The sequence below is a fragment of the Bradyrhizobium sp. SPXBL-04 genome (genome assembly GCF_051853035.1).
In the GTDB taxonomy this organism is placed as follows: domain Bacteria; phylum Pseudomonadota; class Alphaproteobacteria; order Rhizobiales; family Xanthobacteraceae; genus Bradyrhizobium; species Bradyrhizobium zhanjiangense.
Genome location: NZ_CP182472.1, coordinates 1,036,663 through 1,059,416, shown reverse-complemented (window position 1 = coordinate 1,059,416; position 22,754 = coordinate 1,036,663). Strand labels below are relative to the sequence as shown.

The following is a 22,754-nucleotide window of genomic DNA, read 5'->3' as shown; positions in this document are numbered from 1 at the left end:
ATGAAGCTTCCGACCGGCGCCTCGCGCGTCGTCTTCATCTTCGCCCATCCCGCCGGCCATGTCGGTGCGCCCAGATACTACACGCCTTATTTCGAGGAGCAGGGCCTCGACTGGCACATGGTGCCGATGGACGTGCACCCGGACGATCTCGCCAGGACAATCCGCACGCTGGCGAAATCGCCGAGCACCGCCGGCTTCAACCTGACCATGCCGCACAAGCCGGCGGCGTTCGAACTCTGCGACCAGGTGGGACCTGCCGCGACATTCGAGGGTGTGGTCAACACGATCCGGATCGAAGCGGACGGAAAGCTGGTCGGGGAGTCCTTTGATGGCGGCGGCTTTCTGAACGCCGCGCGCGAGGCCAACATTTTCGATCCCGCGCGCCGCACTGTCGTGATCGGCGCGGGCGGCGCCGGCCGCGCGATCTGCCACGCACTCGCCGCAGCGGGCTTGAAGCGCCTGCGCATCCTCAACGAGATGCCCGCTCCGGCCGAGTTGCTCGCAGCAAAGCTGCGCGGGCAATTCCCCGATCTCGATATCAGCCTCGAGGAGCGCTTCGACGACGTCGGCCTCTGCGTCAACGCCACATCGCTCGGCCTGCGCGCGAGCGACGCGCTGCCGATGGATCCGTCCAATCTGCCGGGGGATTGCGCGGTATTCGACATCATCGCCGCCCGCCGCACCGAATTCATGGAAGCCTGTGCGAGCCGCGGCCTGAAGGTCGTCGACGGCGTCACGATGATCAAGCATCAGCTCCCGCTGCAGACGGCGTTCTGGCGGCTTGGACGGTAAGTCAGCTGCTGATCCCGACGCGACCGAGGCCTGAAGCGGCAAACGCTCTCATGATCATCCGCCCGGATCGCGCCGGTAGCGGAAATCGCAATGAGGTGCGCCTTGCATGATGGTTTGCGTGCGCGTGAGCCTGATGTCGCGGCCGAACCCTTCCGCGGTGGCAAAGTCGGCGGTGCAGACCAGGAGGAAGCCGAGCTCGGGCTCGCCCAGCGCCTTGTAGAACTCGGCATAAGCGCATCGCTTCACGTCGAATGCGAAGACGTCCTTCGACTGCTCGATGACGTCATAGGCGAGCGCGTCGTCGCGGGCATAGGTCTTGAACGCGGACGCGACCGCCTGGCCGAGGTCTGCCTCATTCTCGTTCAGGCTCTTGGCTTTCCAGAATTCCTCGCCGAAGCCGCGATAGAGATCGCCGAGCGCCTTGCGCACCAATGCGTTGGCGCGCGCCTCGCCGAGCTCGGCCTGCAGCGCCTTAACCAGCGGCACCAGCACCTGCGCCTGAATTTTTGCTTGTTCGATGACGGATATGCTCATGGCAAACTCACGTCGCGGATCACGCGGATCAAGGGGAGCGTAGATCCTATGGGTGACGGGCGGCGACCACCAACTCACCCAGAGGATCTACGGACTACGGCAAGCATAGCCGCAATAGCGACGATTGGCTAACTTTGCGCAGGATAAACCAAGCGGCCGTCAGCCATGACGCGCGCCGCCGGATTCATCTCGGCCTGTTTGACCTGCCCTGGTCCCAGAATGTGAAACACGGTCTCGCAGGCGGCGAGCAGATAATCGGTGATGATGCGGCGGTGACATCGCCACCACAATGTTTCCGCGCACATGATGGCGCAGCGCTGCGTCTGCCCGAGATCGCGCAAATGAGCGAGACCTTCGTGAAAGGCCGCGCTCATGGCGTGGTCGGCATAATTGTGGAAGCTGCCATTCTGCCAGAATGCATTGGTCTCGCGCGGCACCTCGCGCTTGCGGCTGCTGCGCAGGCCGCCGAGCGAGGCGATATGCTCGTAGCCGATCGAAACGACCGCGAGCGCCTGCGGCAGCGTATCGCGATTATACTGCGGGTTGGTGCGCGAGCGGGGCACGGTGCGAACGTCGGCCAGATATGTGATCGAGCTGCCCTGCAACAACTCGATGAATCCCTCAATCGAACGCGTGGCATGGCCGATGGTGAAGAAGGGATGAGCCGCCATGGGATGCCTTGCTCACCTCACGTTCAACTCCGCAACAATCGCAACGTCTTTCCCTTGTGCAGGGCGACGTGATCGGTCTTGTCGCTCTTGATCTCGTATTGCGGGTCGTCCGGCGTGGCGTGGTGGACGTAGCCCTTGTAGTCGACGTCCTCGGTGTGCACGCGCAGGATATGGCCGCGCACCCGGCCGGCCTCGGAATTCCAGCTGACGTGGTCGCCGCGCTTGAAGATTTTTGTGGAGGACTTCGGCATGGCGGAACAATGCCGGGGGCGTCTCGGCGTTCCCGAAGACCGAGCAAGCCGTGCCAGTCCGTCTACGCTCTGCGAGCTACACCGGACATGTTTCGCGTTGCTTTAATCGTGGGTTGCCGAGCCGTAGCTCGCGGCGGCAGCCCGCCTGCGCCCGTTGGGCTTCGGCGCGGCATCCTTCTCTCGCTTCGCGAGCGAAGGATGGTGGGCACGACAGGGATCGAACCTGTGACCCCTACCATGTCAAGGTAGTGCTCTCCCGCTGAGCTACGTGCCCTAGAGGTCGTCTAGATCGGGTGGGGTCCCTATAACGGCTCAGGGGAGCCGGCGCAAGGACGGAAGGGGGCCGATTCAGGCCGCCAGCATCTTGTTCACTTCGCTGACCAATTCGCGCAGATGGACGGGCTTGGACAGCACCTTGGCGTTCTTGGGGGCATCCGAATCCGAGTTCAGGGCCACCGCGGCGAAGCCGGTGATGAACATGATCTTGATGTCGGGGTCGAGTTCCGAGGCGCGGCGGGCGAGCTCGATACCGTCCATCTCCGGCATCACGATGTCGGTCAGCAGCATCTCGAACGGCTCTTCCCGCAACCGCTGATAGGCGGCCATGCCGTTGTCATGGGACGAGACCTGAAAACCGGCGTTTTCCAGCGCCTTGACCAGGAAGCGGCGCATGTCGTTGTCGTCTTCGGCGAGCAGGATCTTTGGCATGGCAGGAAACGTCGAATCCCCAGAGGATATCAGCAGAGGTCACTAAGCCCGACAGAGGGTAAATTTGGGGTGAAAATCTTAACCCTGAGACGGCTGCTGCTGCCGGCCCTTTGTGAACCTGAACGCAGCTCGAATCAATCGAGCCGCGCGCGGAGATCCCCACCCCGCTGCCCGCAGGGTTAAGACGTGTTCCAGTGCCCATCACATCTTTTCGCTTGGCAGAATGGTTGCGATTCCGGACAATGACGTCACATAAGAGCCGCTCGATCGGCCGAATCAATGCGATCTGGACCATGCCAGATCCCGGCGCGAAGGGACGAAGCCTGAGAAGATGACCCGGTTTGACGGCGAAACGTCGCCAGCCTTCGAGATCGTGGAGCCCGCGCAATGGCGTGCCCCGGTCATCTTCAACTCGCCCCATTCCGGCTCGACCTATCCGGACGAATTCCTCATCGCATCCAGGATCGACCTGCCGACGCTGCGGCGGTCCGAAGATTCGTTCATGGACGAGCTGATCGGCCATTTGAGCGATCGCGGCTTTCCGACCGTGCGGGTCAACTTTCCCCGCTCCTATGTCGACGTCAACCGCGAGCCCTATGAGCTCGATCCCCGCATGTTCACCGGCCGCCTGCCGAGCTTTGCCAATACCCGCTCGATGCGGGTTGCCGGCGGTCTCGGCACCATTCCGCGCGTGGTCGGTGACGGACAGGAAATCTACCGCGACCGCATCCTGGTCGACGACGCGCTGGGACGGATCGAGACGCTGTACAAGCCCTACCACCGCGCGCTGCGTCGGCTGATCAACAAGGTGCACCAGTTGTTCGGCACCGTGGTGCTGGTCGACTGCCACTCGATGCCCTCGGTCGGCGTCAGCAGAGACGAGCCGCGCCGGCCCGATATCGTCATCGGCGATCGCTACGGCACGAGCTGCACGCCGCTGCTTCCCGACCGCGTCGAGGAAACCATGACGGGCCTCGGCTATTCGATCGGCCGCAACAAGCCCTATGCCGGCGGCTTCATCACCGAGCATTACGGCAATCCCGCGAGCGGCCTGCACGCGGTGCAGCTCGAGCTCAATCGCGCGATCTATATGGACGAACGGCGGCGCGAGCGCAGTCCGCGCTTTGCGCAAGTCGCAAGCGACTTCGGCATCCTCGCCGACGTGCTGGCGACCACGATCCCGTTCGGCGATCTTGGCTCGTTCCAGGCCGCAGCGGAATAGTCGCCTCTTACTCTCGGACGACAGTGCCGCGAGCCAACGGCGCGAACGCGTTTTCGCTTCGCAAGTTTGCGCGCTCTGAAATGAAAACGGAGGCCCAAAGAAAAAAGGGCCGCTTCTGATGAAGAAGCGGCCCAAGTCTAGGGAGGAAACGCCCAAGGAGGGCAGCGGTAACGCCAAGCGCTACCGCACCGCAACAATATGCGACCGCGCCGCACAAAGTGCAAGAGCTTTTCAGTCGTTTCCCATGCAATAGGACATGGCTCAATTGCTTCCACGGAAACCCAGATTCAGTTTCTTTGATAAGGAAATTCAATGGGTTGATAAGTGTTTGCATACAAACGAGGCATGGTCGGAACTAAGTTTTCAACACTGTGATCGATATTTGGCCAGGAGATGACTGAGATGAGGCAGCCGGTTGCGGCATTCAAAATACCAGGGAGCAAATCAAGACAGCGCTGCAAGATTCTGCGGATTTGAGCTAGGCAGAAGCGAGCTTCATCCGACTTTCGCTTTTGAGGACACGCCGTGACGGTGATCGACTTCTCCGCCTTCATCGGACGGCTCGCTACCGCCTCCGGCGAAACCATCCTGCCATTCTTCCGCACCTCGCTGTCGGTCGACGACAAGAGCAAGACCAAGGATTTCGATCCCGTGACGGAGGCCGACCGCGCCGCGGAGGCCGTGATGCGGCGGCTGATCAAGGCCAGCTTCCCCCAGCACGGCATCGTCGGCGAGGAGTTCGGCAATGAGCGCGACGACGCTGACTATGTCTGGGTGCTCGATCCCATCGACGGCACCAAATCCTTCATCGGCGGGTTTCCGATCTGGGGCACGCTGATCGCGCTGCTGCACAAGGGCGCGCCGGTGTTCGGCATGATGCACCAGCCCTTCATCGGCGAACGCTTCTCCGGCGACAACGGCTCGGCCAATTACAAGGGCCCCTCTGGCGAACGCCGGCTCCAGGTCCGGCGCTGCGCCGCGCTGTCGGAAGCCACGACCTACACCACCAGCCCGCTGTTGATGAACGAGAGCGACCGCGCCATCTTCGGTCGCATCGAGCAGGGCGCGCGGCTGTCGCGCTATGGCGGCGACTGCTACTCCTATTGCATGCTCGCCGCCGGCCATGTCGACCTCGTGGTCGAGACCGAGCTGAAACCCTACGATATCGCGGCGCTGATCCCGATCGTGACCGGCGCTGGCGGCGTCGTCACCACCTGGGAAGGCAAGCCGGCCCAGGGGGGCGGCCGCATCATCGCGGCCGGCGACCCCAGGGTCCACGAAGAAGCACTCAAGCTTTTGAACCAATAACAACGCGAGCGGAGGGCTTGCATGACCGTCTCACGCAGGCTGCTCGTTGAATTGTTCTTGGGATTGTTCCTGCTGCTGCCGTCATTGGCATCGGCGCAGAATTTCCCGGCCAAGCCGATCAAGCTGATCGTGCCGTTCCCGGCCGGCGGGCCCAACGACATCATCGCGCGGGTGATCGGCCAGCGCATGTCCGAGCTGTCAGGACAGCCGGTGGTGATCGACAATCGCGGCGGCCAGGGCGGCGTGCTCGGCACGGATGCCGTCTCCAAGGCCGCGCCCGACGGCTACACCATCGCGATCTCCTCAGCCGGCGCGCTCGCGATCAGCCAGAGCATGGAGAAGGTAGCCTATGACACACTGACCGACCTCACGCCGGTGACGCTGGTTGCGACCGTGCCGGAAATGCTCGTGGTCGCGACCAATGTCCCCGTCAAGGACATCGGCGAGCTGATTGCGCTCGCCAAGGCGCAGCCGGGAAAGCTCAACTTCGCCTCCTCCGGCCCCGGCAGCCTGCCGCATCTCGCCGGCGAATTGTTCAAGCTGACGGCGAAGATCGACATCGTGCACGTGCCCTATCGCGGCGCTGCGCCCGCGGTGAATGATCTGTTGGGCCAGCAGGTCCAGATGACGTTCCTCGATCTGCCGGTGCTGCTGCCGCAGGTCAAGGCCGGCGCGTTGCGGCCGATCGCGGTCGGCTCGGCCGAGCGTGCACCGACCGCGCCGGAGGTGCCGACCACGGCGGAAGCGGGGTTTCCGCAGCTGCGCATCGAGAACTGGTACGGCATGGTCGCGCCGAAGGGCACGCCGAAGGAGATCATCGCCGCGCTGCATGGCCTGGCAACGAAGGCGATGGCAGATCCGGCGGTGAAGGAGAAGCTCGCCGCCCAAGGCGCGACGCTGATCGGCGATGAGCCCGAACATTTTCGCAGCTTCATCGCCGACGAGACCAAGAAGTGGGCGAAGGTGATCAAGGACGCCGGGATCGAGACGGCGAAGTAGCGCCGGTTTCTACCTCTCCCGCTTGCGGGAGAGGTCGGCGCGAAGCGCCGGGTGAGGGCTCTCTCCTCTCGGGGAATCTCCCTGGCGGAGACACCCTCTCCCGCAAGCGGGAGAGGGAGCGCACCATCGCTGCGGAGCACCTTAAGTGCCCCTTCACACCGCCGCCGCCCTTAAATGTTCCACCAGCATCTTGGCCGGCCTTGGCAGCGCCTTGAAGCTGCGCGCGCAGATCACGAGCTTCCGGTTGGCGAAAGCATCGCGCAGGCGGACCATGGCGAGCGGCATGGTCTTGGCGCAGCGGCGGGCGGCGGCTTCGGGCACGAGCGCCACGCCGACATCGGCGGCGACCATCTGGCAGATCGCGTCGAAATCGCGCAGGCGCGCGCGGAAATGTGGGCGCATGCCGAGCCGGGCCGCGTGCTTCGAGATGTGCATTTGAAGCGCGGTGGCGCTCGTCAGGCCGACGAAGTCGCAGCCCCCCGCCTCCTGGAAGTCGATCTGGCGACGGCCGGCGAACGGGCCGCGGCGCGACGTCACGAGCGTCAACCGATCCTCGCTGAAGCGGAAGCGCTCGATATGCTCGGGCAGCGCGTGCTCGGCGGCAAAGCCGAGATCGGCAGCGCCCGCGGTGATCGCCGCCGCGATGTCGGTGCTCTCGCGCTCTTCGATGTCGATGGCGACGTCGCGATGCTCGCGCAGAAAGCCGGCCAGTGCCTTCGGCAGGTGTTCCGAGAGCCCTGAGGTGTTGGCGAGGAAATGTACGCTGGCGCGCACGCCGCTGGCGAAGCCGGCGAGATCGCCGCGCATGGCGTCGATCTGGTGGATGACGAGGCGCGCGTGATCGAGCAGGCTCTCGCCGGCCGCGGTCAACTCGACGCCGCGGCGGCCGCGCTTGAGCAGTGCGACGCCGAGCGCGTCCTCGAGGCCCTTGATGCGCGCGCTGGCCGAGGCCAGCGCCAAGTGCGAGCGCTCCGCGCCGCGGGTGATGCTGCGCTGGTCGGCGACCGCGATGAAGAGCTGGAGGTCGACGAGATCGAAGCGCATGACGGGTTTCTCTCAACCTTATTGTTTGAGCATGATCTTGTCGGAAAACCGCTGCGCACTTTGCGCTAACGCGGCCCTCCGGGTCCGGATCATGCTCTAGCCTTCGTTTTGAACGAAGGCTGTCTCCGTAACCTCCAGATTGTGCCGGCTCGCGGCTTCGGTCAATGTGCAGATATGATCGACCCGCTCCTCATTGTCATCGCCGTCGTCTTCCTGGTCGCCGGGTTCGTCAAGGGCGTGGTCGGGCTCGGCCTGCCGACTGTGTCCATCGGCCTGCTCGCGGTAAGCATGGCGCCCAGCCGCGCGATCGCCATCGTGATCGTGCCCGCCATCGTCACCAACATCTGGCAGACCTTCGTCGGCCCTCACTTGCGCGACATCCTGAGGCGGCTGTGGCCGCTGATGATCGGCACCGTGATCGGATGCTGGCTCAATGCCGGCGCGCTGACCGGCCCTCATGCGCGCTACGGCACGATCGTGCTCGGCGCACTGCTTGTCATCTACGCCGTGATCGGCCTGAACAAATTCCACTTCCGCGTCGCGCCTGAGAACGAGAAATGGGTCGGCGGCGTGGTCGGTGTCGTCACCGGCGTGATCTCGGCCTCGACAGGCGTGCAGGTGATCCCCTCGATGCCCTTCATGCAGGCGATCGGCATGGAGAAGGACGAGCTGGTGCAGGCGCTCGGCGTGTTCTTCACGACGGCGACGCTGGCGCTCGCCTTCAACCTGACCGCTGGCGGACTGCTGACGCCGGCCAATGCCGTGCCCGGCGCCGTCGGCCTTGCCATGGCCTTTGCCGGCATGTTCATCGGCCAGTCGGTGCGGGCGCGGATGCCGGCAGAAGCGTTTCGCCGCTGGTTCCTGATCGCGATGATTTTGCTCGGTCTTTATCTGGCCGGCAGCGCGCTGCTGAAGGAATTCGCCTGAAGGCTCAGGACTTCGGGCCGTAGCCGGGCACCCATTTTTCGTGCTGAGGCAGATCGTCCCGGATCGTCCACCACGGCGCGCGCGACGAGGTGAAGACGTGGAGGTGAGGCCGGACTTTCGGATCGTCGTCGAGCAGCCCGGCGGGAATACTGACGGTCGGCAGCTAGCTCGCCTTGCCCGGCGTCAGGCAGCCGCAGGTCTTGCATCGATGGCGGAAACTGCCCGGCGCCGATTCGTAAGCCACCGTCGCATCCGCGCCCGCGACAAAGCGAAACTTGTCGGCGTCGACATGGGCATAGGTCGCGAATGCCGCGCCGGTCAGCTTGCGGCAATTGGCGCAATGACAATGCGTAAGCGAACGCACCGCATCGACTTCGAAACGCACGGCACCGCACAGACAGCTGCCACGAATCATCGAAACCTCCCCGCGCGGCTTCGATCAGGCGAATCGCGCGCTGCTTCAGCCATTCGTTCGAACGAGTTACCGCGTCTCCAGCATGGCGACGCGGATGCCGAGATAGATGAAGAGGCCGCCGAGCGCGCGGTTGACCCAGGCGATCACGCCCTCGGAGCGCCGCAAGCGGTGGGCGGCCCTCGCCGCGAACGCCGCCAGCACCAGGCACCACAGCGTGCCCGTGCAGATGAAGATCAGGCCGAGCGTCAGGAAGGCGAGCGGCTTGTGGGCTGAATCGGCTGCGACGAATTGCGGCAGGAAGGCCAGGAAGAACAGGGCGACCTTGGGATTGAGCGCATTGGTGAAGACGCCCTGGAGGAAGACCCTCCGCAGCGAGCTCCGCACGGGTTCGTCGATGGCCGAGGCCAGCGCCGGGCGCGACCACAGCATCTGAAGTCCTGTGACGACGAGATAGGCCGCGCCGACCAGTTTCAGGATCGAAAACGCGGTCGATGAGGCCATCAGCAGGGCCGAAAGGCCGATCGCCGCGGCCGTGACGTGGAAAAAGCAGCCGCAACTGATACCGAGCGCAGCGGCGGCCCCGCCCCGCCAGCCCATCTGCATGCTGCGTCCGATCACATAGACGGTATCAGGGCCCGGCGTGATGTTGAGCAGCACGCCCGACAGGATGAAAAGCCAGATTTCGTGAATGCCCAGCATGTGAGGTCCCCGCGTCGGCCTTGAGGCGGCATATTCGGTTCGCCCTTCCCCGTCCACTGCCGCAAATGCGTGGGATTTACCTCGAATTTGCAATGCGGATCATACTTTCGCGCCGCCTTATCTGCTCTATAAAGGCAGGGTTCTTGAAACGCGGGATTCGAGGCGACGGCCACGCCGTGGCCGGTCGCAGATCCGTTGGAGTTCCTGGGATATGGAAAGACGTCTGGCTGCCATCGTCTGCGCCGATGTCGCCGGCTATTCGCGCATGATGGGCAGCGACGAGGCCGGCACCCATGCCGCCTTCAAGGCCCATCGCAGCGCGATCCACCCCATCATCCTCAATCACGGCGGCCGCGTCGTGAAGAACACCGGCGACGGCTTCCTGCTCGAGTTTGCCTCGATCGTCGGCGCCACCGAAGCCGCGATGGCGATGCAGACGCTGATGGCGGAGCGCAACCGGCATCTGCCGGCGGACCGCGCCATGCAGTTCCGGCTCGGCATCCACATGGGCGACGTCATCGCCGACGAGGACGAAGTGTTCGGTGACGATGTCAACATCGCCGTGCGCCTGGAATCGGTGGCGAGCCCCGGCGGCTTCGCCATCTCGGCGAAGGCCTATCGCGAAGCGAGCAAGCATCTCACCGTGCCGCTCACCGATGCCGGCAACCATCGCTTCAAGAACATCAAGGACGCGGTCGGGGTCTGGACCTGGACGCCCGAGGGCGCGCCGGCGCTTGCGCCCGAGCTGAGAGAGGCGTCCGCCCTCTCGCAGCAGTACCGCACCGCGATCGTCGGCGTGCTGCCCTTCGCCAATCTCAGCGATGCCCAGGACGAATATTTCTCCGACGGCCTCACCGAGGATTTGATCCACGCGCTGTCGCTGCAATCCTTCTATCGCGTGCTCAGCCGCAACTCGACCTTCGCTTTCAAGGGCAGGAACATCAGCACACGGCTGATCGCGCGCGAGATCGACGCCACCTATCTGATTCAGGGCTCGGTGCGGCGCGCCGGCGCCAAGATCCGCGTCACCGCCGAGCTGATCGCGCCGGAGACCGGCGAGCAGCTCTGGACCGGCCGCTACGACCGCGACATCGGCGACCTGTTCGCGATGCAGGACGAGATCACCACCAACCTGTCCGCCGCCATTGCCACCGAGATCGTACGGGCCGAGGCCTCAGCGCCGGCGCGGCTCTCGACCGACGTGAGCGCCTGGGACCGCTTCCTCAAGGGGCTGTCGCACTACTACCGGCAGACCAAGGAGGATTTGGCGACCGCCGTCGACCTGTTCCGCGAGGCCATCCGGCTCGATCCCAAGCTGTCGATCGCGCACGCCTATCTCGCCACGATCCAGATCCAGAGCATCCAGTTCGGCTGGGTCAAGGGCACGCGGGAGATGTGGGTCGAGGCGATGAACCTCGCCGAGACCAGCGTCAGGCTCGACCCGCGCTCCTCCTTCGCGTTTTCGATCCTGTCCTGGGCCCATGCGATGGAAGGGCATTACGAGGCCGCGATGGACGCCGCCAAGCGTGCGGTCGCGCTCAACCCCTATGATAACGGCGCACGCGGCGTGCTCGGCATCTGCCATTTCGTCATCGGCGAGCACCGCGAGGCGATCGAGCTGTTCTCGATGGCGGCGCAGCGCGACAACAGCGACCCGCGCTACCAATGGGCGGCGCTGAACGCCTTCAGTCACTACCTGTTGCGCCAATATGACGCGACCCTGTCATGGGCGCGCGAGCAGCTCTACATCAACCCGAACCACATGCAGGCGCTGGCGATCCGCGCGGCGGCATTGGCCCAAATGGGACGGAGCGGCGAGGCGAGCGAAGCCGCCAGCGTGCTGATGGGAAACTATCCAACTCTGAATGTCGACAGGCACTTGCGCAACTTCCATTGGAAGCGGCCCGAGGACATCGCCCATTACCGCGAGGGTCTGCTGAAGGCCGGCGTGCCGCTCGGCAAGCTGACCCTGGTGCAGAGCGACGTCAAACGCGCCGCCGAGTCCTGACGGGCCTGCCGCGGTCCCGCCCTTCGCGAAAAGCTGCTCGCGCCCGCTGTTGTTGACAGGACAGTGAAATCAGCCACACTTCATCACACGCTGAAGTAGTATGGTCTGCTGTCGGTTTGTTAGGACTTTCCGCGCTTGATCGGCGCGTCTTTTTTTGCGATTCGCTGCTTTCAGGATTTGGGCCATGCATGACCGCGCTTCGAAGCCGCCCTTCGACCCCTCGATTCAGGTCTCGCCGAACAATCCCTGTCCATTCCTGCGCGGCCTCGTCGGCGAAGGCTTCGTCGATGGCGGGACCGTCTCGCTCCGGACGCTGTCACAGACCATCGCGAATGCAAGCGGCGAGACGGGGGTGAAGAAGATTTCGGCCCGCATCCAGGTCCGCGGCGTCGCGCTGATCGCCAACGGCGCCTGTCACATCCTGCAAAGCATCTTTTGGGGCGCGCAGCTCAATATGTTGCGCGGCGGCCCGCTCGACAAGCTCGGTGCCGGCTCGCGCATCCTCGGCGTCGACGGTCGCGTCAACGAGGACGAGATCGCGCGGCTCGCCAGTTTCGGCGGCACCTATACCGATCCCGATGGCGGCGGCACCGAGACCGGGCTCAACGCCTCGCAAATCCAGACCTTCATGAAGGACAACCTCAAGCGCGCCGGCAATCAATCGCGCTGGTACTACCCGATCCTGATGAAGTTCGAATGGCCGATCCTGCTCAAGATCATGGGCAAGGGTCAGGGTGATGACCGCTATCTCAGCGTGGCCGAGGTGAGGACATTGTTCAACGAGCGCAAATTCCCTGACAGGATCACCCAGCGAGTTGTCAGCCAGCCCGTCACCCCGCCCTCGCTGATCTTGCGCGCTGCCGGCGGACTCGTCGCCGCGCTCCTCGTCTTTGGCATCGTGGCGCTGCGCTTTCCGGATCAATTCCAGCCCATGCTGCCCGGCATTCTCGGGGACCTGGTGGCGCCGCCATTGCCCGAGCACGTCGAACCCCGGGCCGCGTATTGGCTCGAGCAGAACTGGGCGCTGGAGGACCGGCACTGGTTTCATCACGCCAGCCAGGGCACCGCGACCTTCCCGGTGCCCTATCGCTGGTTCATGGCGCTCGAGCAGCCGCGGCTTCATTTCTTCGCAAAGCCCGGCATGCTGCATGACAGCGACCATCTGCAGCGCTTCGGCTTCATCCCGAGCCCGCAGACGATCGACACGGACGACGCCACGCTGCGCCGGTTCGGCTATGCCAACGTCTACGACAAGACGAAGCCGGTGCCGGCGCGGCTCTGGGATCCGCCGGTGAACTGGGGTGCCCAGGCCGAAAACGTCGACGGCCTGCCCGTCGGCTTTGCGCGCATGACCGGCGTACCCGATCCTGCGACCGGGCAGATCGGCGAGGACCGGATCGGCCTGACCTGCGCTGCCTGCCACACCGGCCAGATCCACTACAAGGGCACCGACATCCGTTTCGACGGCGGCCCCGCGATGACCGACCTGAGAAAGCTCGAGGTCACGACCGGCCTGTCGATCGCCTATACGCTGTTCGTGCCGGGCCGCTTTACGCGCTTCGCCGACCGTGTGCTCGGCGCCTCCGCCAGCGATGCGGACCGCGATGCGCTGAAACAGAAGCTGCGTGCGATCAGCACGTTCCTGATCGACTGGGAGAAGACCTACGCGAAGACCATCGACGGCAAGACGAGGTTCAACGAGAAGACGAAGCGGGAAGAGAAGCAGCAGGACACGGAGGAAGGATACGGCCGCCTCGACGCGCTCAACCGCATCGGCAATCAGGTGTTCGCCCAGGACATGACGCTCAGCGGCCTCAGCGGCTTCGAGAAGAATCTGCATGCCAAGGATGCGCCGGTCAGCTTCCCGCCGATCTGGACCGTGCCCTGGCTCAAATTCGCGCAATATGACGCGTCCATCGAGCAGCCGCTGATCCGCAACGCCGGCGAAGCGCTGGGCGTGACCGCGCTGCTCAATCTGTCCGACACTACGCCCAAGGACAGGCTGTTCCGCTCGTCGATGGACATCAAGAATCTGAACTGGATCGAGGATCTGCTGAAGGGGTCGGCGCCCTATCCGAAAAAGCAGCTCTCCGGACTGACATCACCGAAATGGCCGTCGGACATCTTCGGCGATGATGCCTGGAGGATCGATGGCGACCGCGTCAAACGTGGCCGCAAGCTCTACGCGGAGATCTGCGTCGAATGCCATCTCGGGCCGGTCAACGATCCCGTGTTCGACACCGAATTTCCGGCCCAGAGCATCTGGTCCTCGTCGCGGTGGGAAACCATCGGCGATGACAAATTCCTGAACGAGGTTCAGAAGAGCGCCAAAGGCATGGGGACCGACCCGGCTCAGGCCAGCGTGCTGGCGACGCGCACGGTTCAGGTGCCGGGTTTCCTACAGCTCGATCCCACTCAGAAGCTCAATGCCTGGTGGAGCTGCAATCTGCCGGATATTTCTTCGACCGACATGCCATACTCGCTCGGCCTGATGGTGCTCGTGGACATCGTCGCCCGCAAGGCGATGGACGATGCCAAGATCGAGCCGAAGGTTCAGCAAGCCTGGTGGGGTAAGCGCAAGAACTGCCCCAATCCCGGTCCGCAGCCGCCCGATAAAGAGGAGCGGGGGCCCTGGTATCGCGCGCGCCCGCTCAACGGCGTCTGGGCCACCGCGCCTTACCTGCACAACGGATCGGTGCCCTCGCTCTACTGGATGCTGAGCCCCGCGGCCGAGCGCCCGAAATCGTTCTGCATGGGTGGTGGTCGCGACTACGATCCGAAGCAGGTCGGCTTCGCGGTCGCCGACGGCGAGAGCTGCAAGACCGGGCAGTCGCGCTTCTCGACGCGGGCGCCTGACGGCACCGAGTTGTTCGGCAACAGCAATGCCGGCCACTCATTCGACGGCACGCCAGGGCCGGGCAAGGACGGCACCATCGGCCGCGTGCTCAAGGAGCAAGAGCGCTACGACCTGATCGAGTATTTGAAGACGCTGTGAGCACCGTCATTGCGAGCGAAGCGAAGCAATCCAGACTGTCTCCGCGCAGGCAGCCTGGATTGCTTCGTCGCATCAGCGCAAAATTGCTACGCAATTTTGTCGCGACCTCCTCGCAATGACGGAGAATGAAGAACTCTCCGCGAACTCAACTCTCATCATCCTTGCGGAGACTCCCCCCAACCCTCTCCCCGCAAGCGGGGCGAGGGGGGCACCGTCCTCACTTGAATAGCGGCGTGCCCGGCACGAAGGCGTCGAAGGCGGCCCAGAACTGGGAGCGGTAGCGGTCCTGCTCCTGGAGGATCTCATGCTTCGAGCCCGCGATGACGAGATGTGAGCCGGCGCGCAAATGATAGGCGAACTCCTCGATCGCAGCGGTCGAGACCACGGTGTCGCTGGAGGCCGCCAGCATCAGGATCGGCTGGCGGATCTCTGACGGATATTTCAGGCGCTTGAAGGTTTGCATCGCGCTGAAGGCAGCGTCGGCCCAGGCCACCGTCGGTGACGCCAGCCCCAGCGTCGGATCCTCCTCTAGGATCGCGGCGTTGCGCGCATAGCGCACGGGGTCGCTGGTGAGGGGATTGTTGATGAAGGGATCGAGCCCGGTGATGCGGCTGCTGCCGCCGGGGACATAACGGCCGCCCTGCCCGAACAGGCGCATCGTCTTGAGCAGCGCGCGGGCCGGAAACGACGTGGTGCGGCCAGGCAGGTCGATCATCGGCGCCGACAGCACCATGCGGTCGAACCAGCGCTTGCCCGCATGCGCGACCCGCAATAGCACCGTGCCGCCCATGGAATGGGCGAGCGCGAAGAACGGCGGCGGACAATCCGGCAGCACCACCTGCTGCACGAAGGTCTCGACGTCGATCTCGAAATCGGCGAAGTCGCGCACATAGCCCTTGCGCGGATCGCGGAGGCGACGCGAGGAATGGCCCTGTCCGCGCCAATCGATCATCGCCACCGCAAAGCCGCGGTCGCGCAGGTCGCGCACGGTCTCGAAATATTTCTCGATCTGCTCGCTGCGTCCGGTGAAGACGCAGACCGTACCCTTGCGGCCCGCCGGCGGCGCCCAGCGCGCAAAGCGCAGCTCAGCGCCATCGGGGGTCTTGATGGTGCCGCTGACGACGTTTTCGGGGACGGGATTGGACGGGATCGAGACCAGCGTCATAGGCGGCAAGTACTGCAAATCAAGGGGCTAAAGCGCCGAAAAGGCGCAAATGCCGCCCTCTTGAACGCCGTCTCGTTCCACCCATATCATTTTCGTGCAGGCCGCTACCAGTGTTTCGGAACCGGAACATCAGGCTGCACACAGACGAAAGCCCGGCCCGATTGGCGGGCGGGTTACCCAAACAGTCGCTCAATGGAGGACTTGACCATGCGTAGCTATGATCTCACCCCGTTCTATCGTTCCACCGTCGGCTTCGACCGCCTCTTCAGCCTGCTCGACCAGGCCGGCTCGGACGGCAGCCCCGGTTATCCCCCCTACAACATCGAGCGCACCGGCGAGAACGCCTACCGCATCACCGTTGCGGTCTCCGGCTTCGCCAAGGACGAGCTCTCCATCGTCGCGAAGGAAAACACGCTGACGATCAAGGGCGAGAAAGTCGCCAACGAGAACTCGAAGTCCGAAGTGCTCTATCGCGGCATCGCCGCGCGCGCCTTCGAGCGTGCCTTCCAGCTTGCCGATTTCGTGCAGGTGAAGGACGCTTCGCTCGAGAACGGCCTGCTTCACGTTGACCTCGTACGCGAGATTCCCGAGGCCAAGAAGCCGCGCCAGATCGCGATCAACACCAGCGCCCCGAAGGCGCAGGTGATCGAGAACTCGGCGCAAGCCGCCTAACGCACACACGCCACTTCCGAGTTGCGAAAACGCCCCGGTGCTCCGGGGCGTTTTTTTAGCTGACCTCTCCCCAGCGTCGTCCCGGCGAAGGCCGTAACCACAGGGAGACGTTTGGCCAAGATTCGTCGTTCGGTACTCGCACCGAAACCATCGATAGAGCTCGCGGTATGGGTCCCGGCATTCGCCGGGACGACACCGGGAGTTGAGGAGCCTAGTCCAGCCCCTGCGCCGCCGGCATCTCCTGCGTCGGCAGAATCGTTGCCGCCGGCTTGGCCTGGACGGTTGAAGCAGTAGCATCGGCGGGCTTGGCCTGGATGGCCGCGGTTTGCTGCGTGGGCTGCGGCTGTGCCTGCGGCGCCTGAGCCTGCTGCGGCGCGGGTTCGGCCGGCTTCGCCGCTGCCATCGGCACAGCCCCGCGCGGCGGGGCGGCCTTGGGCAACGGCACGGTCCGGCTTGCCACATGCGGGATCGAAGCCGGCGGGCGCGGCGGACCGCTGCGAATCACGGTCGGCGGCGGCAGCGCGCTTTGCGGGCGGTAAGGCGCGACCGCGCGCTCGTCATAGGCGGGCGCCATGCCGTAGGCGTCAGCGGCGGGCATGAAGCGGATGATCCGCCCGTCGCGGGCGTCGATCACCAGCCGCCCATCGTCGCCACGATGGTCGATCACCGCGATGGTGTAGACGGTGTCGCGCAGGCGCGGGATGCCGAGCGGCAAGAAGCCGTTTTCGCGCAGCACCGCGTAGACTTCGGTCGACGGCAGCAGCCCCGGGGCCGCACCGCGCTCCTCGTAGCCATAGCCATAGCCGTAACGCGGCGGCGGGAGCGGCGCGGCCTCCGGCGGCGCGTAGGGCCCGTCGAAATCCGACACCGAAATAACGGCCCCTCTCGCGGTACCGCCCGCGGGAACCTGCGCGTGCGCCGCGCTTGCGGCCAGCGCCAGCGCGGCGGCGGCCACACATCCTGTGAAAAACTTCATGATCGAGACGCTCCTGTCAGGCCCTCCGGAGGCCGCCCTCTTTCGCTTCTCGCGGCGTCGCGCGCCTTCCGAAGGGTTGATCCGAAGCTTCATTGGGGATTTCGGCGCCGGCGGGGCCGGATCAGGGCGCGTTTGCTTCAAAACCGGGGCTGCGCAACTTTTGGAAAGCGATTGATTGACATATCGGGAATCGGGACTTCCGCGCGCTTGTGTGCTAGACAAAAATTTGGCAAGGTGATGGTTAGGACAGGAAGACTGTCTCAATTTTGCTTGCGGTTCCGGCACAGGGATTGCAGCGAGAACTGGTGCTCTCGAGCGCCGGGAAGGTACCAGGCAAAGCCGTTCTCGGGGACGAAGAACGCCTAGGCCTGAATTTAAGAAAATGCGGCTCGCAGCGGACGAGCGGTGACCCAGAGGCGGGTGCCGCGGAACGCCCAAGGTGCGCCGAAGATGGCGGTGAGGCACCTTGCCGCATGGAGAGGACAGGACAATGAACGGGTCGCAATTCGAGCGCGCAAACATCGTGGCAGAACAGCTGTCGGCGACGGTCGCCTCGAAAACGACCGATCCGATTCAGGAGCACAATTCGCGCCCCAAAGCCGAAGGCCTTTACGATCCCGCCCTCGAGAAGGATTCCTGCGGCGTCGGCTTCATCGCCAACATCAAAGGCAAGAAGTCGCGCGAGATCGTCTCGGACGCGCTCAGCATCCTCTGCAATCTCGAGCATCGCGGTGCGGTCGGCGCCGACCCGCGCGCTGGTGACGGTGCCGGCATCCTGGTGCAGATCCCGCACGCCTTCTTCAGCCGCAAGGCCGGGGAGCTCGGCTTCAAGCTGCCGGCGCCCGGCGAATACGCCGTCGGCGCGCTGTTCATGCCGCGCGACACCGCCTGGCGCAACGTCATCAAGAGCATCATCGCCGACCAGATCAAGGAAGAGGGCCTGACCCTGCTGGGCTGGCGCGACGTGCCGACCGACAACTCCTCTCTCGGCGTCACCGTGAAGCCGACCGAGCCCGCCTGCATGCAGGTGTTCATCGGCCGCAACGGCACCGCCAAGACCGAGGACGAGTTCGAGCGCCGGCTCTACATCCTGCGCAAGTCGATCTCGCAGGCGATCTACCTGCGCCGCGACCGCGGCCTTGCGGGCTACTATCCGTGCTCGATGTCCTGCCGCACCGTGATCTACAAGGGCATGTTCCTGGCCGACCAGCTCGGCAAGTACTATCCGGACCTGCACGAAAAGGACTTTGAGAGCGCGCTCGCACTCGTTCACCAGCGCTTCTCGACCAACACCTTCCCGGCCTGGTCGCTGGCGCATCCCTATCGCATGATCGCGCATAACGGCGAGATCAACACGCTGCGCGGTAACACCAACTGGATGGCGGCGCGCCAGGCTTCGGTGAGCTCCGAGCTCTACGGCAAGGACATCAACCGGCTCTGGCCGATCTCCTACGAGGGACAGTCGGACACCGCCTGCTTCGACAACGCGCTCGAATTTCTGGTGCAGGGCGGCTACTCGCTGCCGCACGCCGTCATGATGATGATTCCGGAGGCGTGGGCCGGCAATCCCTTGATGGATGAGAAGCGCCGCGCCTTCTACGAGTATCATGCCGCGCTGATGGAGCCGTGGGACGGTCCCGCCGCGATCGCCTTTACCGACGGCCGTCAGATTGGCGCCACGCTCGACCGCAATGGCCTGCGGCCCGCGCGCTATCTCGTCACCAAGGACGACCGCATCGTGATGGCGTCCGAGATGGGCGTGCTGACGATCCCCGAGGACCAGATCATCACCAAGTGGCGCTTGCAGCCCGGCAAGATGCTGCTGGTCGATCTCGAGCAGGGCCGCCTGATCCCGGACGACGAGATCAAGGCCGAGCTCGCCAAGAGCCATCCCTACAAGGAGTGGCTGGAGCGGACCCAGATCGTGCTGGAAGAGCTGCCGAAGGTGCCGACCACCGTCGTGCGCTCCAACCTGTCCCTGCTCGATCGCCAGCAGGCGTTCGGCTACAGCCAGGAAGACATCACCATCCTGATGACGCCGATGGCGGCCACGGGCGAGGAAGCCGCGGGCTCGATGGGCAACGACACGCCGATCTCGGCGCTGTCGCACAAGGCCAAGCCGCTGTTCACCTACTTCAAGCAGAACTTCGCGCAGGTCACCAACCCGCCGATCGATCCGATCCGCGAGGAGCTGGTGATGAGCCTGGTCTCGATCATCGGGCCGCGACCGAATCTGTTCGATCTGCAAGGAATGGCCACGACCAAGCGCCTCGAAGTGCGCCAGCCGATCCTGACGGACGCGGATCTGGAAAAGATCCGCTCGATCTCGGAGGTGGCCGACACGCACTTTAAGTCGCGCACGCTCGACACCACCTTCCACGCCGGTCTCGGCGCGGCCGGCATGGACCAGGTGCTCGACGAACTCTGCGCGCGCGCCGAAAGCGCAGTGCGCGAGGGCGTCAACATCATCATCCTGTCTGACCGCATGGTCGGCACCGACCGGGTGCCGATCCCGTCGCTGCTGGCCTGCGCCGCCGTGCATCATCACCTGATCCGCACCGGCCTGCGCACCTCGGTCGGCCTCGTCGTCGAATCCGGCGAGCCGCGCGAAGTGCATCACTTCGCCTGCCTTGCCGGCTACGGTGCTGAAGCGATCAATCCCTACCTCGCGTTCGAGACCATCATCGCGATGAAGGACCGGCTGCCCGGCTCGCTCGACGATTACGAGATCGTCAAGCGCTACATCAAGTCGATCGGCAAGGGCCTGCTCAAGGTGATGTCCAAGATGGGCATCTCGACCTACCAATCCTATTGCGGCGCGCAGATCTTTGACGCGGTCGGCCTCAAAGCGGATTTCGTCGCAAAGTTCTTCGCCGGCACGCACACCCGCGTCGAGGGCGTCGGTCTTGCCGAGATCGCGGAAGAGGCGGTACGCCGTCATGCCGACGCGTTCGGCGAGGCCCAGGTCTACAAGAGCGCGCTCGACGTCGGCGGCGAATATGCCTATCGCAGCCGCGGCGAGGACCATGCCTGGACCGCCGAGTCGGTGTCGCTGCTCCAGCACGCCGCGCGCGGCAATTCGCAGGAGCGCTACCGCGCCTTCGCCAAAATCCTCAACGAGCAGTCCGAGCGCCTGTTGACGCTGCGCGGACTGTTCCGGCTCAAGAACGCGGAGGAGGAGAAGCGCAAGCCAATCCCGCTCGACCAGGTCGAGCCGGCCAAGGAGATCGTCAAGCGCTTCGCCACGGGTGCGATGAGCTTCGGCTCGATCTCGCGCGAGGCGCACACCACGCTCGCGATCGCCATGAATCGGATCGGCGGCAAGTCGAATACCGGCGAAGGCGGCGAAGAAGCCGACCGCTTCAAGCCGATGCCGAGCGGCGATTCCATGCGCTCGGCGATCAAGCAGGTCGCCTCGGGCCGCTTCGGCGTCACCACGGAGTATCTCGTCAACTCCGACATGATGCAGATCAAGATGGCGCAGGGCGCCAAGCCCGGCGAAGGCGGCCAGCTGCCCGGCCACAAGGTCGACGCGACCATCGCAAAGGTCCGGCACTCGACGCCGGGCGTCGGCCTGATCTCGCCGCCGCCGCACCACGACATCTATTCGATCGAGGATCTGGCGCAGCTCATCTACGACCTCAAGAACGTCAACCCGACGGGCGACGTCTCGGTCAAGCTCGTCTCCGAGATCGGCGTCGGCACCGTGGCTGCGGGCGTCGCCAAGGCGCGCGCCGACCATGTCACCATCGCGGGCTTCGAGGGCGGCACCGGCGCTTCGCCGCTGACCTCGATCAAGCATGCCGGTTCACCCTGGGAGATCGGCCTCGCCGAGACTCACCAGACCTTGGTGCGCGAGCGGCTGCGCAGCCGCATCGTGGTCCAGGTCGACGGCGGCTTCCGCACCGGCCGTGACGTCGTGATCGGCGCGCTGCTGGGTGCCGACGAGTTCGGCTTCGCCACTGCGCCCTTGATCGCGGCCGGCTGCATCATGATGCGCAAGTGTCATCTCAACACCTGCCCGGTCGGCGTCGCGACGCAGGATCCGGTGCTGCGCAAGCGCTTCACCGGCCAGCCCGAGCACGTGATCAACTACTTCTTCTTCGTCGCGGAGGAAGTCCGCGAGATCATGGCTTCGCTCGGCTTCCGCACCTTCAACGAGATGGTCGGCCAGGTGCAGCTGCTCGACCAAACCAGGCTGGTCGCGCATTGGAAGGCAAAGGGCCTCGACTTCTCAAAGCTGTTCGTCAAGCAGAAGGAAGAGAAGGGCCAGAAGATCTATCACTCCGAGCGTCAGAACCATCATCTGGAGGCGGTACTCGACCGCACGCTGATCGAGAAGGCGACGCCTGCGCTCGACCGCGGCGCGCCGGTCAAAATCGAAGCTGCGATCAACAGCACCAACCGTTCCGCCGGCGCCATGCTGTCGGGTGCGGTCGCCAAGATCTACGGCCATGCCGGTCTGCCGCACGACACCATCCATGTCAGCCTCAAGGGCACCGCCGGCCAGGCGTTCGGCGCCTGGCTCGCCCACGGCGTCACCTTCGAGCTCGAGGGTGAAGGCAACGACTATGTCGGCAAGGGCCTCTCGGGCGGCAAGATCATCGTCAAGCCGCCGAAGAACTCTGCAATCGTGCCGGAAGAGAGCATCATCGTCGGCAACACCGTGATGTACGGCGCGATCGAGGGCGAGTGCTACTTCCGCGGCATCGCCGGCGAGCGCTTCGCCGTGCGTAACTCGGGTGCCGTGGCGGTGGTCGAGGGCGCGGGTGATCATTGCTGCGAATACATGACCGGCGGCATCGTGGTCGTGCTCGGCAAGACCGGGCGCAACTTCGCGGCCGGCATGTCCGGCGGCATCGCCTATGTGCTGGACGAGGCCGGCGATTTCGACCGGCTGTGCAACCTGTCGATGGTCGAGCTCGAGCCGGTGCTGTCGGAAGAGATGATCGCCCAGAGCGCCTACAACCAGTTCGGTGACCTCGAGGCGCACGGCCGGGTCGACGTGTTCAAGAATCTGCTCGCCTCCGACGTCGAGCGGCTGCACGTGCTGATCTCGCGCCATGCCAAGGCGACCGGCTCCAAGCGCGCCGCCGACATCCTGGCCAATTGGAAGGACTGGCTGCCCAAATTCCGCAAGGTGATGCCGGTCGAGTACCGGCGCGCGCTGCGCGAAATGGCCGCCAACGCGGACGCCGAGCCGAAGATCGCGATCGGGGCGTAAGGCATCACACCCCGTCATTGCGAGCGAAGCGAAGCAATCCAGACTTTCTTCCTTGATGCAGACTGGATTGCTTCGTCGCTTCGCTCCTCGCAATGACGGTTGAGGAAACAACAGACGAATTAGCCGGCAGGGACTACGGGTTTA

19 protein-coding genes and 1 tRNA gene are annotated in these 22,754 nt (G+C 64.5%); 9 read left to right on the top strand and 11 right to left on the bottom strand.

Going from position 1 to position 22,754, the window contains the following annotated elements:
- The gene (locus ACNJX8_RS04945; RefSeq protein WP_439359786.1) at positions 1–792 is read left to right on the top strand and encodes a shikimate dehydrogenase family protein; all 792 of its coding nucleotides are present in this window, start codon (positions 1–3) and stop codon (positions 790–792) included.
- A gap of 54 nt (positions 793–846) precedes the next feature.
- Here the strand turns inward: ACNJX8_RS04945 and ACNJX8_RS04940 are convergent, their stop codons facing one another.
- The 5 genes from ACNJX8_RS04940 to cpdR form a co-directional block, all read right to left on the bottom strand.
- Positions 847–1,326, bottom strand: a complete 480-nt coding sequence (locus ACNJX8_RS04940) for an L-2-amino-thiazoline-4-carboxylic acid hydrolase (protein WP_439359785.1) — start codon at positions 1,324–1,326, stop codon at positions 847–849.
- A gap of 128 nt (positions 1,327–1,454) precedes the next feature.
- On the bottom strand, positions 1,455–1,997 hold the full coding sequence (locus ACNJX8_RS04935) for a DUF488 domain-containing protein (RefSeq protein WP_439359784.1): 543 nt from the start codon (positions 1,995–1,997) through the stop codon (positions 1,455–1,457).
- A gap of 23 nt (positions 1,998–2,020) precedes the next feature.
- On the bottom strand, positions 2,021–2,248 hold the full coding sequence (locus tag ACNJX8_RS04930; RefSeq protein ID WP_439359783.1) for a DUF2945 domain-containing protein: 228 nt from the start codon (positions 2,246–2,248) through the stop codon (positions 2,021–2,023).
- 199 nt (positions 2,249–2,447) lie between these two features.
- A tRNA-Val gene (locus ACNJX8_RS04925) sits at positions 2,448–2,522 on the bottom strand.
- 74 nt (positions 2,523–2,596) lie between these two features.
- Positions 2,597–2,956, bottom strand: coding sequence for a cell cycle two-component system response regulator CpdR (cpdR, locus tag ACNJX8_RS04920; protein WP_007597092.1), 360 nt, complete (start codon positions 2,954–2,956; stop codon positions 2,597–2,599).
- A 331-nt stretch (positions 2,957–3,287) separates the two neighbouring features.
- Here cpdR and ACNJX8_RS04915 point away from each other — a divergent pair, with 331 nt between their 5' ends.
- Positions 3,288–4,178 (top strand): N-formylglutamate amidohydrolase, encoded by an 891-nt coding sequence (locus tag ACNJX8_RS04915; RefSeq protein WP_128931305.1) that lies wholly within the window; start codon positions 3,288–3,290, stop codon positions 4,176–4,178.
- 287 nt (positions 4,179–4,465) lie between these two features.
- Here the strand turns inward: ACNJX8_RS04915 and ACNJX8_RS04910 are convergent, their stop codons facing one another.
- A complete protein-coding gene (locus ACNJX8_RS04910) occupies positions 4,466–4,732 on the bottom strand; it encodes a hypothetical protein (protein WP_128939917.1) in 267 nt (88 codons plus the stop codon).
- On the opposite strand from ACNJX8_RS04910, the gene hisN reads away from it, so the two are divergent.
- Together hisN and ACNJX8_RS04900 are read left to right on the top strand one after the other, a co-directional pair.
- Positions 4,704–5,486: a histidinol-phosphatase gene (gene hisN, locus ACNJX8_RS04905; RefSeq protein WP_439359782.1), complete on the top strand. Its 783-nt coding sequence runs from the start codon at positions 4,704–4,706 to the stop codon at positions 5,484–5,486. The two genes, ACNJX8_RS04910 and hisN, sit on opposite strands and share 29 nt — an antisense overlap.
- 21 nt (positions 5,487–5,507) lie before the next feature.
- A complete protein-coding gene (locus tag ACNJX8_RS04900) occupies positions 5,508–6,485 on the top strand; it encodes a Bug family tripartite tricarboxylate transporter substrate binding protein (RefSeq protein WP_439359781.1) in 978 nt (325 codons plus the stop codon).
- A 153-nt stretch (positions 6,486–6,638) separates the two neighbouring features.
- Here ACNJX8_RS04900 and ACNJX8_RS04895 read toward each other — a convergent pair whose 3' ends face one another.
- Complete coding sequence (locus tag ACNJX8_RS04895) at positions 6,639–7,529, bottom strand: LysR substrate-binding domain-containing protein (protein ID WP_439359780.1); 891 nt, start codon at positions 7,527–7,529, stop codon at positions 6,639–6,641.
- Between the two features lie 174 nt (positions 7,530–7,703).
- Here ACNJX8_RS04895 and ACNJX8_RS04890 point away from each other — a divergent pair, with 174 nt between their 5' ends.
- On the top strand, positions 7,704–8,456 hold the full coding sequence (locus tag ACNJX8_RS04890; protein ID WP_128944478.1) for a sulfite exporter TauE/SafE family protein: 753 nt from the start codon (positions 7,704–7,706) through the stop codon (positions 8,454–8,456).
- A gap of 163 nt (positions 8,457–8,619) precedes the next feature.
- Here the strand turns inward: ACNJX8_RS04890 and ACNJX8_RS04885 are convergent, their stop codons facing one another.
- Both ACNJX8_RS04885 and ACNJX8_RS04880 read right to left on the bottom strand, forming a co-directional pair.
- Positions 8,620–8,871 carry a GFA family protein gene (locus ACNJX8_RS04885; protein ID WP_439359779.1) on the bottom strand — a complete coding sequence of 84 codons (252 nt, stop codon included), beginning with the start codon at positions 8,869–8,871 and terminating at the stop codon, positions 8,620–8,622.
- A gap of 66 nt (positions 8,872–8,937) precedes the next feature.
- Positions 8,938–9,570, bottom strand: coding sequence for a LysE family translocator (locus tag ACNJX8_RS04880; RefSeq protein ID WP_128939922.1), 633 nt, complete (start codon positions 9,568–9,570; stop codon positions 8,938–8,940).
- Positions 9,571–9,781: 211 nt separating this feature from the next.
- Here ACNJX8_RS04880 and ACNJX8_RS04875 point away from each other — a divergent pair, with 211 nt between their 5' ends.
- Positions 9,782–11,578, top strand: a complete 1,797-nt coding sequence (locus ACNJX8_RS04875) for an adenylate/guanylate cyclase domain-containing protein (protein WP_439359778.1) — start codon at positions 9,782–9,784, stop codon at positions 11,576–11,578.
- A gap of 184 nt (positions 11,579–11,762) precedes the next feature.
- On the top strand, positions 11,763–14,573 hold the full coding sequence (locus ACNJX8_RS04870; RefSeq protein ID WP_439359777.1) for a di-heme-cytochrome C peroxidase: 2,811 nt from the start codon (positions 11,763–11,765) through the stop codon (positions 14,571–14,573).
- 217 nt (positions 14,574–14,790) lie between these two features.
- Here the strand turns inward: ACNJX8_RS04870 and ACNJX8_RS04865 are convergent, their stop codons facing one another.
- Entirely contained in the window at positions 14,791–15,738 is a 948-nt protein-coding gene (locus tag ACNJX8_RS04865) for an alpha/beta fold hydrolase (RefSeq protein WP_128937129.1), read from the bottom strand.
- 207 nt (positions 15,739–15,945) lie between these two features.
- On the opposite strand from ACNJX8_RS04865, the gene ACNJX8_RS04860 reads away from it, so the two are divergent.
- Positions 15,946–16,410: an Hsp20 family protein gene (locus ACNJX8_RS04860; protein ID WP_164934697.1), complete on the top strand. Its 465-nt coding sequence runs from the start codon at positions 15,946–15,948 to the stop codon at positions 16,408–16,410.
- A gap of 211 nt (positions 16,411–16,621) precedes the next feature.
- On the opposite strand, the gene ACNJX8_RS04855 is transcribed toward ACNJX8_RS04860, so the two are convergent.
- Entirely contained in the window at positions 16,622–17,386 is a 765-nt protein-coding gene (locus ACNJX8_RS04855) for a hypothetical protein (RefSeq protein WP_439359776.1), read from the bottom strand.
- Between the two features lie 490 nt (positions 17,387–17,876).
- Between ACNJX8_RS04855 and gltB the strand changes: the two genes are divergently transcribed.
- Entirely contained in the window at positions 17,877–22,610 is a 4,734-nt protein-coding gene (gltB, locus tag ACNJX8_RS04850) for a glutamate synthase large subunit (protein WP_439359775.1), read from the top strand.
- The last annotated feature ends 144 nt before the right edge of the window (positions 22,611–22,754 follow it).

Bases quoted from the DNA above. Each gene is read 5' to 3' on its own strand.
- ACNJX8_RS04945 (WP_439359786.1), top strand. From the start codon at position 1: ATGAAGCTTCCGACCGGCGCCTCGCGCGTCGTCTTCATCTTCGCCCAT.
- ACNJX8_RS04940 (WP_439359785.1), bottom strand. From the start codon at position 1,326: ATGAGCATATCCGTCATCGAACAAGCAAAAATTCAGGCGCAGGTGCTG.
- ACNJX8_RS04935 (WP_439359784.1), bottom strand. From the start codon at position 1,997: ATGGCGGCTCATCCCTTCTTCACCATCGGCCATGCCACGCGTTCGATT.
- ACNJX8_RS04930 (WP_439359783.1), bottom strand. From the start codon at position 2,248: ATGCCGAAGTCCTCCACAAAAATCTTCAAGCGCGGCGACCACGTCAGC.
- cpdR (WP_007597092.1), bottom strand. From the start codon at position 2,956: ATGCCAAAGATCCTGCTCGCCGAAGACGACAACGACATGCGCCGCTTC.
- ACNJX8_RS04915 (WP_128931305.1), top strand. From the start codon at position 3,288: ATGACCCGGTTTGACGGCGAAACGTCGCCAGCCTTCGAGATCGTGGAG.
- ACNJX8_RS04910 (WP_128939917.1), bottom strand. From the start codon at position 4,732: ATGAAGGCGGAGAAGTCGATCACCGTCACGGCGTGTCCTCAAAAGCGA.
- ACNJX8_RS04900 (WP_439359781.1), top strand. From the start codon at position 5,508: ATGACCGTCTCACGCAGGCTGCTCGTTGAATTGTTCTTGGGATTGTTC.
- ACNJX8_RS04895 (WP_439359780.1), bottom strand. From the start codon at position 7,529: ATGCGCTTCGATCTCGTCGACCTCCAGCTCTTCATCGCGGTCGCCGAC.
- ACNJX8_RS04890 (WP_128944478.1), top strand. From the start codon at position 7,704: ATGATCGACCCGCTCCTCATTGTCATCGCCGTCGTCTTCCTGGTCGCC.
- ACNJX8_RS04885 (WP_439359779.1), bottom strand. From the start codon at position 8,871: ATGATTCGTGGCAGCTGTCTGTGCGGTGCCGTGCGTTTCGAAGTCGAT.
- ACNJX8_RS04880 (WP_128939922.1), bottom strand. From the start codon at position 9,570: ATGCTGGGCATTCACGAAATCTGGCTTTTCATCCTGTCGGGCGTGCTG.
- ACNJX8_RS04875 (WP_439359778.1), top strand. From the start codon at position 9,782: ATGGAAAGACGTCTGGCTGCCATCGTCTGCGCCGATGTCGCCGGCTAT.
- ACNJX8_RS04870 (WP_439359777.1), top strand. From the start codon at position 11,763: ATGCATGACCGCGCTTCGAAGCCGCCCTTCGACCCCTCGATTCAGGTC.
- ACNJX8_RS04865 (WP_128937129.1), bottom strand. From the start codon at position 15,738: ATGACGCTGGTCTCGATCCCGTCCAATCCCGTCCCCGAAAACGTCGTC.
- ACNJX8_RS04860 (WP_164934697.1), top strand. From the start codon at position 15,946: ATGCGTAGCTATGATCTCACCCCGTTCTATCGTTCCACCGTCGGCTTC.
- ACNJX8_RS04855 (WP_439359776.1), bottom strand. From the start codon at position 17,386: ATGAAGTTTTTCACAGGATGTGTGGCCGCCGCCGCGCTGGCGCTGGCC.
- gltB (WP_439359775.1), top strand. From the start codon at position 17,877: ATGAACGGGTCGCAATTCGAGCGCGCAAACATCGTGGCAGAACAGCTG.